The following is a 10,709-nucleotide window of genomic DNA, read 5'->3' as shown; positions in this document are numbered from 1 at the left end:
GGGCGGGCCGCCCGCGGGCAGCTCGCCCAGCGCCGCCGGCCAGCTGGTCGTAACGGAAGCCGCAACCTGGGATTTGGGGGCCGCGCATCCTGCCTACGCTACGTCGAAGTACCTGGGGGAGCTGGAAGTGTGGCGTGGCGTAGCGGAGGGCCTCGATGCGGTGATAGTGAATCCATCGGTGGTGCTGGGGCCGGGCGACTGGAGCCGCAGCAGCACGCGCCTGTTGCGCTACGCGCACCAGCAGCACCGTTTCTACACGCGGGGGCTGCTCAACTTTGTGGATGTGCGCGACGTGGTGGCCCACATGTTGGCGTTGGCATTTGAGCACCCCGAATTGCGGGGTGAGCGGTATATACTAAGTGCCGAAGCGGTACCGCTGGGTACTTTTCTAACGGCCGCAGCCGCGGCAATGCAGCGGCGGGCGCCGTCGGTGGCCGTGCCCGACTGGGCCGCCGAGATTATCTGGCGGCTCGAGCATGCCCGGGCCGTGCTCACGGGGGGGCGGCCGCTTATCACGCGCGATACTGCGCGGGCCGGTCGTCGGCCGGTGGTGTATAGCCACGCCAAAGTGCAAAGTGCTACCGGATTGGGATTCCGGACGTTAGCCGAAACAGTGACGTGGTGCGCGGCCGGGCTGGCCGAAAACGTTACCGCCATTCCTTCAATCCCCCTTGCTTAACTGAAACCAGATTGCACGGTTTTAGCCAATAATTGTTATCATTGATAGGAAAGAGGAGCCAGCTCGCCGGCATACCCGGCAGTGAGTAGCCAAGCCTGAGGAGCTGGCTCCGATTTATCCTCTTAACCGCGGAATTATGCGCATGAACGAACATTTTGAGAACCCCCGCGCCGTGCTGGACACCGTACGCCGCTTCGAGCGCATGCTGGCCGAGCAGGAGGCCGTATTCTTCGACCTCGAGGATTTTGAGAACATTATCGACCATTATGTAACCGGTGCCGAGTTCGATAAGGCCCTGCAGGCCTGCGAGGCCGCGCTGGGCCAGTATCCCTTCTCGACCGAGCTGCTGATTGACCGCGCGCAGGTGATGGCCATGCGCGGCGACTACACCGAGGCCGAGCGGCAGATTGACGCCGTGGCGGCCCTCGACCCCACTAATGCCGACGTAGCCGTGACGCGTGGCATCATCAGCACGCAGCGGGGCGAATTTGCCGAAGCCGTGGCCTTTTTCCGGGCCGGGCTGGACAAGGAACCCGAGCGCGAGGACATCCACTTCAACCTGGGCCTGGCGTTCCAGAGCTGGCAGAAGTATAAGAGTGCCGCCAAGCATTACAAGCAGAGCCTGCGCCTGAACCCCGATAATGAAACCGGCGTGCAGGAGCTGCTGCACTGCCTCGATGTGACGGGCCGGCTGGAGGAGCACGAAGAATTCTTCAAGCGCTTCACCGACGACGACCCGTACTCGGCCACGGCCTGGTACAACCTGGGCCAGTACTGGTATCGCCGCGAAGATTTCCCCAAAGCCGTGGAGGCCTTCGATTTTGCCGTGACCATTCAGGCCAACTTCTACGACGCGCACCACTGGCTGGCCGATGCCTACGTGTGCCAGCAGGAGTACCGCAAGGCCATCCCGGAATTCGAGCAGGCGTACCCCGCCGGCGAGCCCACCGACGAAGCCCTGTGCAACATCGGCGAGTGTTATGAGAAGCTGCGCGAATGGGAGCCCGCCCGCAAGTACTACCGCCAAGCCCTGGAGCTGAACCCGGCTATGGATGAGGCGTGGTTTGGCCAGGGGGTGCTGCTACAGGAGCAGGGCCGCTGGTTCGAAGCCATTCATTTCTTCCGCAAAGCCACCGAGCTCTACGACCAGAGCGGCGAGTACTGGTCGGCGCTGGGCGCGGCCGAAAACCAGGTGGGCAACGTGGTGAGCGCGCTCGAAGCCTACGAAAAAGCCACCGAAGTAGCCCCCGAAGATGCGCAGGGCTGGGTGAGCTGGAGTGCCATCCTCTACGACCAGGGCCACTACACCGAAGCCGCCGACCTGGTGCGCCACGCCGTGGAACTGCACCCACACGAGGCCCACTTCCACTACATGCTGTGTGCCTACCTGCTGGCCGACGGCCGTATGAAGGAAGCCTACGGGGCGCTCGAAACGGCCCTCACGCTCAACTACGAGCAACACGAGCTGCTGTTCGACTATTTTCCGCAGCTGCGCGAGCAGCCGGGCCTGAAGCGCCTGATTGAGCAGTTTCGCAAATAGCGAAAGCCCGGGCACGAGCTAAGGCAAGCAGCCACAATACGCTACGCACTACTTTTGCAACCGCCTGCGTTCGCGCAGGCGGTTTTTTTGTGGCTGCCGGCGGCCTGCGCCCCGGCCCGGCCACAGGCTCACATTCGCATACATTATTACCTCAACTCAATGAATTACGACCTCTCCCAACTTCCCGAGCGCACGGCCAAGCCCCGCGAGCAGGGCTTCACTATGGTAATGGACAAGGGCCTGAGCCTGCGCGAAGTAGAAGACTTTCTGGAAGTGGGCGGTGCCTACACCGACATTGTGAAGCTGGGCTGGGCCACTTCCTACGTGGTGCCCAACCTCAAGCGCAAGCTCGAAATCTATAAGGAGGCCGGTATTCCGGTGTATTTCGGCGGCACGCTGTTCGAAGCCTTCATCATCCGCAACCAGTTCGACGACTACCGCCGCCTGCTCGACCAGTACGGCATGGAGTACGCCGAGGTGTCGGACGGCAGCATCGACCTCGACCACGACCGTAAGTGCGAGTACATTCGCGAGCTGAGCCAGAGCGTGCAGGTGCTGAGCGAGGTGGGCTCGAAGGATGCGGAAAAAATTATTCCGCCCTACAAATGGATTTCGCAGATGGAAACCGAGCTGGCCGCCGGCGCCATTAAGGTAATCGGCGAGGCCCGCGAGGGTGGCAACGTGGGCCTGTTCCGCAGCACCGGCGAGGTGCGCTCGGGCCTGGTGGAGGAAATTCTGACCAAGATTCCGTTTGAGAAGATTCTGTGGGAAGCGCCGCAGAAGGCGCAGCAGGTGTGGTTCATCAAGCTGCTCGGCGCCAACGTGAACCTGGGCAACATTGCCCCCAACGAAGTAGTGAGCCTCGAAACCATCCGGCTGGGCCTGCGCGGCGACACGTTCTCGCACTTCCTCGACATGGATGCCGTGGACCCCATGTTCCGGCCCGCGGCCAAAACCGGCAAGCCCGGTACTTCTATGCCGCGCGGCTAGCACCACGCGCCGGGAAATGCCCCCGCCGCGCCGGACGACAAACAAAAAGCCGGCTTCCTCGCGGAAGCCGGCTTTTTGTGGGCTGTAAGTGCAGCGTCGCTTATTGCTTCGTCACTTTCAGCGTCTTCTTGCTCATGCTCTCAATCGGCAGGTCGTTGCTACCGGCGTTCACGTTCAGCTCGCGCTGCGCTACCTGGCGGCCGGTCATGTCGAGGATGCGCACCAGGGCCTTGCCGCTCACCGAAGAGTTCAGGTTCAGGTACAGCATTTCGCTGCCGAGGGGGTTGGGGTAGGCTGCGATGGTGGTGGTGCCTTCAGTGGCTTTGCCTTCGAAGGTTACTACGCGCGGAGCGAAGAACGTCGACTTGCCATCGAGGTCAACCTGGGCGAGGCGGTAGTAGCGGGCACCGGCTTTGTTCTTCTCCGTGTCGGTGAAGGTGTAAGCTTTAGGAGCCGTGCTGTTCGGAGCCTCGCTGGCTACGAAGCCCAGGGTACGGTAGGTTTTTCCATCGGTCGACACCTGCACGTTGAAGCCTTTGTTGTTCTGCTCGCTGGCGGTCTGCCAGGTCACCAGTGCATCGGTACCGATGCGCTTGGCATCGAAGCCCGTGAGCGAAACCGGCAGGGGATTGTCGCGGTCGCCCAGCGTGAAGGTAGCGAACGTGCGCACACCAGTCTTGGTCAGGATGTTGTTCGTTTGGTCGAGGGCGTCACGACCGAGATAGCCGAACTGGTTGCCGCCGCTGGTCGACACGAACAGCGCCAGGTTAGGCTCGGGCACCGTGCCCGTGCCCTGCGGGCCCAGGTTGTTGAGTTCGGTATCGAGGTAGCGGAAGGTCATGGTAGCTACCAGCGGTTGCGTGGTGGAGGGGCGCACACCGAAGATGCGACGGATGCCGTAGCGCGAAGTGCCACCGCTGGGGCCTACCAGCGGCGTGTAGCTTTCGGCGGTGTTACGCGTCACAAGGACGTCGCCGGGGTTGTTGACGCCGGTGAAGAGCAGCGTGCAGCCCATATTGCCGAAGGTGCGGGGGTCGGGGTTACCGTTTGCATCCACTTCATTTGCCTGCACGTTGTTGCGGGTCGTTACCACGTAGCCACGCAGGTAGCCGGAGTCGGTTTCGCCGAACAGCTGGGCACCATTCGGAGCAGCTACTGAGCGGTCCGACAGCGTCACGAAGTTGTCGGTCGGCTTCGAGATGTCGGTCGTGAACAGGCCGCTGCCGGCCAGGAAGGTCATCGAAGTCGATACGGTCATCAGGCCTTGCAGGGCCTTCGTACCAGCCCCCGAGAGTTCAATCTCGGTGAAGGTGCCACCGGTGATGGCCTGGTTGCCGCTGCCGGCAAACTCGATTACCGAACCGTCGAACTGGCGGTAGCTGCTGTACAGGTTGCTGAAGCTACCCATTACGCGCCAACGGCCTTTCTGCAGGCGGCAGAGCGAGCGTTGCGCCTGCGAGCTACCCTGCAAGTCAACGTCACGCGACAGCGCCGGACCTTTGTTCGTGTTATCGATAAAAGTAGAACCGTAGTAGTAGGTAGCGTTGGCGTAGATGTTGGGGTAAGGCTTGGTATTACCCACACCGAAGTCCGGAATGACAACGTTCATGTCGGCAGTAGGCACGACGTTGAGGTCCCAGTTGCTGGCCGTAAACCAGTCGTCGCTAACGCCGCCGGTCCAGGTATCAATCAGAATCGGTACACCCGTGGTGGTAAACGAAGCGCGGTAGCCATTGCCGCCATTGTCGTCGCGCACGGTGAAGGTGCTACCATCAGCACGCAGCACTACGGCTTCGTAGGTAATGGCAACGGTATAGGTACCGGTGCCGCTGTTGGCCAAACCTGCAATCAGGTTGCGCAGGGCGGTGCTGTTGGCAAACGTCCGCTTGGTGCCACCAGAAGCGGCAGTACCCGTACCGGACTGCACCAAGGCAATGTTCGATTGCGGGAAGGCAACGCCCGGCTGGCCATTCTGGGCCGGCTTCACAATGAGGTACAGCAAGCGGGCGCTTTGCACTGCATCGCCACCGCTTTCAAAAGTGTTTACCGTACCGCCGTTCAGGATGAGCTTGCCGGTGTTGATGTCGTACGAGCCCAGGTTCTGATTATTGAAAGAAGAAGCAGTGTAGGTCGTGTTAGGAGTAGTAGCGCCGGTCGTATTGATAAGAACTGTGCTTTCCATGTTATTCGGAAGGCCAATGCTGGTGGGATTAGGACGGGTGCCAGTTACATCGTAAATAGCATTGTAGCCAAAGCCGCCGTTATCGTTCCGAACAGTGCCGGAGAATGCACCAGTGGTACCATTGCGGAATTGCACGCGGAAGGACACTGAAATAGTGTAGCCCGTGGCGGCTGCTGGTACCGGATTTACCAAGTTGATGTTGGCGTTAGCCAACGAGAAGGTGCGGTTGCCGGAAGCCGCGCCCGTAGAAGGCAACGAGATAGAACCACCTGTAACCGGGTTGCCATTAGGGTCAAATATTGTGTAGTCAATAAATGCTGAGCCAATGTTGCTGGTGCCAGATTCGGTAGCGGTAATAGCGCCGCCATTCAGCACGAGTTGAGCCGAATTGATATCATACGAGCCTAAATAAGCAGTATCAAAGCCTGCATCGGTATAAGTCGTGTTCGTAGCACCGCCATTAGTGCTGATGTAGACCGATGAAGAATTGATAACTACAGCAGCCTTAGCTACTTGGAAGCTCAGGCTCGCGAAAATGGCGAAGAGCGGGAGGAAAAAGCTGAGGAAGCGACGCTGTCGCAAAAGCTTCGGAGTAAAGTTTAACGTTTGCATGAGATGTGGGATTTACTTAAAAAGAAAACGGACGCTGAAGGGGGAAAGCGTAGTTAGGGCGCATATACGCAGGGGTTGGGAAAAAGTCGAATGGTTGGAAGAAAAAATTAAAAAGTGGTAAAACAGTGCAGATGAAGACCTTTTCGAGGACGAAAAAATCCTGTTTTGGGAATCTGCAGAAGGAGGGGGTGGGCCTAATGCACGACGCTGTAGGGCACCGTAGCCAGGGCTTTTTTCTCGGCGGGCAGCTCGACCCCCAGCAGGTCGTGCACGCTCACCCGGATTTTATTAGACAGCTGCGTGATGGGCAGGTCGTTGCTGTCGTAGCCGAACGGGTTTTCAATCTCGTTGCCAATCATCTCCAGGCCCAGCATGGCATAGGCCCCAATCATCGTGACCGGTACCATCCACCAGCCGCAGGAATCGACGAGCACCAGCGGCATCACCATGATGAACACCGTGATGTAGCACTTGATGAAAAAGCTATAGGAATACGGAATCGGCGTAGACTTGATGCGCTCGCAGGTGCCGTTCACGGTCATCATGCCCAGGTAGTGCTGCTTGAGGTTGATGAGGTGAATGGGGTCGAAAATCTGTACCTGGCGCAATTGCTCCACGCTTTCCATGAGCACGGCAATGATGGTGGAGCACACGCTTTCGGCCTTTTGCAGCCGGTCGATGATGTCGGGGGTGGCTTCCATCTTGTCGAAGCGCACGCGGTTGCGCAGGCTGCCTTCGAGGGCAATGGGGAAATTGGAGATAAGGGCGGCGAAGTAGCGGCGGCTCGATTTGGCATCGCGCGGCAGCAGCGCGTTCATTTCCATAGCCAGGCCCCGGCAGTGCGACACCAGCTGGCCCCACACGCCGCGGCCTTCATAGTAGCGGTCGTAGGCCGTATTGGTTCGAAATACCAGCAGCAGGCTGAGCAGAATGCCGAGAATGGACAGGTACTCACGCCCAATGCGCACATTGAGCGTATGAAAATCGAGGCTAATGACGGCAATTGCCGAGCCGTAGAGGCCCACCAATGCCACGCGCTTCAGCAGCAAGCGAATAACTGCGGAGGTGTGAAAGTGCCACAGGGCCCGCCACCAGTCTCCGCCCTGATAGACAATCATTGGGCTTGTAAAAACGTACGCAAATCGATAACATGAACGAGCCGTGGCGGGGGTAGCAACCAACGGGCCCGTATACGGAAAGGGTCGAAAAAGGGGTATAGCTAGTGGCGGCCGGAAAAAATTAGAGCGGCCTTGCCGCAGCCCACGCGCCGGCTTTCGGAAAGCCGGCTATAGCAGGAGCAGGGGGTGGAATAACAACACGTTTTTCGGGGTAAATGCAATTGTAATGTGCTGCGGTACAAAGATAATGCCGGACTCACTTCTGCGGGTGCCAGGCAGGATGAAAAACCGGGTGACACCGGTATTTCGGGAGTAGCCCGTTTTCTTTGCAGCTCACTTTTCTTCCGACATGGAAATTCTCAAGCACTTCTTCGACCTGCTGCTGCACCTCGATAAAACCCTCGTGAACGTAGTGCACGACTATGGCAGCCTGACCTACCTCATCCTGTTTCTTATTGTGTTCACCGAAACCGGGGTCATCGTGTTTCCCTTTCTGCCCGGCGACTCGCTGCTGTTTGCCGCCGGCGCCCTGGCCGCCCGCCCCGAAACCGGCCTGAGCGTGTGGATACTGATGCCGCTGCTGATTGCGGCCGCCTTTGCCGGCGATAACCTGAACTATGCCGTGGGCGACTACCTGGGGCCGCGGGTATTCCGCGAAGACTTTAAGTTTCTGAACCGGAAGTACCTCGACCAGACCCAGGCCTTCTATGCCCGGCACGGCGGCAAAACCATCATCATGGCGCGCTTCGTGCCCATTGTGCGCACCTTCGCGCCGTTTGTGGCCGGCATCGGTACCATGACGTACCGCTACTTTGCCTCGTACAGCATTGTGGGCGCGGTGCTGTGGGTGGTGCTGCTGAGCATGGCGGGCTACCTGTTTGGCAACATCGAGGTAGTGAAGAAAAACTTCGAACTGGTGATTCTGGGCATTATTGCGCTGTCGGTGCTGCCGCCGCTGGTTTCCTTCCTCAAGGATAAGCTCGGCAACAAGGCCGCGGCCTAGCCGGTTGGCCCACCACGGAACGGGGCTGTTGGAAATGTAGTCCCGCGTGTTTTATTCTCATTCCGCTCCTATGCGCCAGTTCGGACTCATCGGCCGCACCCTGCAGCACTCGTTTTCGCAGACCTACTTCACCCAGAAGTTTTACTCGCAGGGCCTGGCCAACGACCACCGCTACGACCTGTTCGAGCTGACCGACATTCACGAGCTGCCGGAGTTGCTGCGCGCCAACCCGGAGCTGGCGGGCCTGAATGTGACCGTGCCCTACAAGGAAGTGGTGGTGCCTTACCTCGACGAGCTGGCCTCATCGGCGGCCCGGGTGGGGGCGGTGAACGTGATTGAGTTTTGCCCCGACGGCCGCCTGCGCGGGCACAACACCGACGTGGTGGGGTTCCGCGAGTCGCTCCGGCATTTTTTTCCGGCCACTGCCGACAGCCGGGCGCTGGTGCTGGGCGCGGGAGGCGCGGCCAAAGCCGTGGTGGTAGCGCTGAATGACCTGGGCATTGCCCACTGGAGCGTAACGCGCAACCCGCTGGGCCACGGCCTCACCTACGACGAGCTGACGCCCGCGCTGCTGGCCGCGCACCCGCTCATCATCAACGCCACGCCGTTGGGCACCTATCCGCGGGTGGACGAGTGCCCGCGCCTGCCCTACGCGGCGCTGGGCCCCCAGCACTATCTCTACGACCTTGTGTATAATCCCAGCGAAACCCTGTTTCTGGCCAAGGGCCGCGAGGCCGGCGCGCACACCAAAAACGGTTTTGAGATGCTGGAGCGGCAGGCCGAGGCGGCCTGGGACATCTGGAACGGGCGATAAGTGGGGAGGATAGGTAAACCGTCATGCTGAGCTTGTCGAAGCATCTCTACCGCACAACGCAACTAATTACTGCTGCGGTAGAGATGCTTCGACAAGCTCAGCATGACGTTCTTTTTTATTTAGACGCAGCCCGGCCGGTTACTCCACGCGGGGGGCAGTTTGGCGGGCGCCTCCTTGCAGCAGGTAGAGCTGCGCCACTTCGCCTTTCGCATTCTGGCCGAACTCGACTTGCGCCGGTACGCCGCGCAACGTGAACAGCACTGGCGACACGGCATCGGTTTCGAATTCGGACTGGCCGGTGGCCTGTACAAACAGGCGGCTGTTACGCTGTCGCACCGTGATACGGAAGCCAGGGTTCAGCTCATACACGCCCACGTAGGAATTGAGCGTGGCGGCGGGCACGGCAACGGCCGTCGCGCCAGGGGCTGCCGCCACTACCGGCGGCGTGGCCGGCTGGTGGTTAAGGAGGCGGAGCAAGCCGCGGCGCAGGTCGGCCAGGGCGCGGGTGTTGCTGTTATTATCGAGCAGCACAATGCACTGCCGGCGCTGCGGCACCCGCACCAGGTAGGAAGCAAAGCCGTTCACGGCCCCGTTGTGCTGCTGGATGAGCACGGTATCGGGGTCGGTGCCGATGCGGGCCCGCGAAACGGTCCAGCCGTAGGCGTAATTCTCTTTCACCGGGGTGAAGAGCAGGCGCTGGCTGGCGGCCGACAGCACTTTATTGTCCGTCAGGGCCTGGCTCCAGCGATAGAGGTCGGGGGCGGTGGAGGTGATGGCGCCCGCGGCGTAGGGCACGCTCATATCAATGGGCGGGGCGGGCACGAGGCCGCTGGACGTGGCCTGGTAGCCGAGGGCGCGGCGCGCATCGGCGGGCTCGGTGGGGGCGTAGGCGGTGGCTTGCAATTTGGCGGGCCGAGCAAGCAGCTTGTCGAATGCCTGGGCGTAGGGCATGCCCGCCGCTTTTTCGATGATGGCCCCGAGCAGGATGTAGTTGGAGTTGCTGTACCGGAACTGGCTGCCGGGCGCGAAATCGAGCGGCTGGCTGGCGAAGAGAGCCACGAGCTGCGCGGGCGATTGCGGAGTGGTGGCGGTGGAAGCGATGCCGGGCAGGGCCAGGTATTCGGGCAGGCCGGCAGTGTGGCTGAGCAGCTGGTGAAGCGTGATGGCGCAGCCGGCGGCCGAGGGGTAGTCGGGCAGGTAGTCGCCCACGCGGCCGTCGAGTTTCAGCTGGCCTTGCTCGACCAGTTTGAGTACGAGCGCAGCGGTGAACTGCTTGGTGAGCGAGCCGATGCGGAATCTGGTATCGGGCGTGTTGGGCGCGCCGGTGGCGCGGTTGGCCAGGCCGTAGCCCTTTTGCAGCACCACGCCGCTGTGGTCGGCCACCAGTACGCTGCCGCTGAACAAGCCGGCCTGCTCATATTGCTTCACGTAGGCATCGAGCTGCTGGGCCAGCGGCACGGCGGCATTGGCCGCGACCACCGGCGCAGCCGAGGCGGCCGCGTGGGTTTGGGCATCGACGGAGGCGGTGCCTGCAAACAGGCCCAGCAGGGCCAGGCAGCAGGCAGGGGCGGAGGGCAGCAGGAGTTTCATGGCGGCAAGCAGAAAAGGTGAGAAAAGCAGTGGCGGGCTCATAGGGTCAGAAGCCGAAGCAAACCTAGCCGGGTAAATGCCACCTTTTTCAAGTATTCAACCAACCCCGGCCTGGCCGGTGGCAACGCCCCGTTTCGGCTGACCAACGCCCCGCGGCCGCCGGCCAAACCTGCGCGCTGCC

8 protein-coding genes are annotated in these 10,709 nt (G+C 60.8%); 5 read left to right on the top strand and 3 right to left on the bottom strand.

Translation table 11 applies throughout. The features are described from left to right. The 3 genes from ACYVDE_RS10705 to ACYVDE_RS10695 form a co-directional block, all read left to right on the top strand. Positions 1-679: NAD-dependent epimerase/dehydratase family protein (locus ACYVDE_RS10705; protein ID WP_460501507.1), on the top strand; the 679-nt coding region annotated here is incomplete at its 5' end. Between the two features lie 142 nt (positions 680-821). Beyond that, complete coding sequence (locus tag ACYVDE_RS10700) at positions 822-2,219, top strand: tetratricopeptide repeat protein (protein ID WP_460501505.1); 1,398 nt, start codon at positions 822-824, stop codon at positions 2,217-2,219. Positions 2,220-2,378: 159 nt separating this feature from the next. Then, complete coding sequence (locus ACYVDE_RS10695) at positions 2,379-3,209, top strand: phosphosulfolactate synthase (RefSeq protein ID WP_460501504.1); 831 nt, start codon at positions 2,379-2,381, stop codon at positions 3,207-3,209. Positions 3,210-3,309: 100 nt separating this feature from the next. Here ACYVDE_RS10695 and ACYVDE_RS10690 read toward each other — a convergent pair whose 3' ends face one another. Next, entirely contained in the window at positions 3,310-5,973 is a 2,664-nt protein-coding gene (locus tag ACYVDE_RS10690; protein WP_460501503.1) for a hypothetical protein, read from the bottom strand. A 224-nt stretch (positions 5,974-6,197) separates the two neighbouring features. Then, entirely contained in the window at positions 6,198-7,121 is a 924-nt protein-coding gene (locus ACYVDE_RS10685; RefSeq protein WP_460501502.1) for a bestrophin family protein, read from the bottom strand. A gap of 349 nt (positions 7,122-7,470) precedes the next feature. Between ACYVDE_RS10685 and ACYVDE_RS10680 the strand changes: the two genes are divergently transcribed. Both ACYVDE_RS10680 and ACYVDE_RS10675 read left to right on the top strand, forming a co-directional pair. Continuing rightward, on the top strand, positions 7,471-8,124 hold the full coding sequence (locus ACYVDE_RS10680; RefSeq protein WP_460501501.1) for an SNARE-associated domain-containing protein: 654 nt from the start codon (positions 7,471-7,473) through the stop codon (positions 8,122-8,124). 70 nt (positions 8,125-8,194) lie between these two features. Beyond that, the gene (locus ACYVDE_RS10675) at positions 8,195-8,938 is read left to right on the top strand and encodes a shikimate dehydrogenase family protein (RefSeq protein WP_460501500.1); all 744 of its coding nucleotides are present in this window, start codon (positions 8,195-8,197) and stop codon (positions 8,936-8,938) included. A 138-nt stretch (positions 8,939-9,076) separates the two neighbouring features. Here ACYVDE_RS10675 and ACYVDE_RS10670 read toward each other — a convergent pair whose 3' ends face one another. After that, the gene (locus ACYVDE_RS10670; protein WP_460501499.1) at positions 9,077-10,528 is read right to left on the bottom strand and encodes a serine hydrolase; all 1,452 of its coding nucleotides are present in this window, start codon (positions 10,526-10,528) and stop codon (positions 9,077-9,079) included. Positions 10,529-10,709 lie beyond the last annotated feature (181 nt).

This window comes from Hymenobacter agri, assembly GCF_054778495.1.
This window is presented reverse-complemented; position numbering and strand designations above follow the sequence as displayed.

Coding starts and splice junctions, on each gene's coding strand:
- ACYVDE_RS10700 (WP_460501505.1), top strand. CDS start 822: ATGAACGAACATTTTGAGAACCCCCGCGCCGTGCTGGACACCGTACGC.
- ACYVDE_RS10695 (WP_460501504.1), top strand. CDS start 2,379: ATGAATTACGACCTCTCCCAACTTCCCGAGCGCACGGCCAAGCCCCGC.
- ACYVDE_RS10685 (WP_460501502.1), bottom strand. CDS start 7,121: ATGATTGTCTATCAGGGCGGAGACTGGTGGCGGGCCCTGTGGCACTTT.
- ACYVDE_RS10680 (WP_460501501.1), top strand. CDS start 7,471: ATGGAAATTCTCAAGCACTTCTTCGACCTGCTGCTGCACCTCGATAAA.
- ACYVDE_RS10675 (WP_460501500.1), top strand. CDS start 8,195: ATGCGCCAGTTCGGACTCATCGGCCGCACCCTGCAGCACTCGTTTTCG.
- ACYVDE_RS10670 (WP_460501499.1), bottom strand. CDS start 10,528: ATGAAACTCCTGCTGCCCTCCGCCCCTGCCTGCTGCCTGGCCCTGCTG.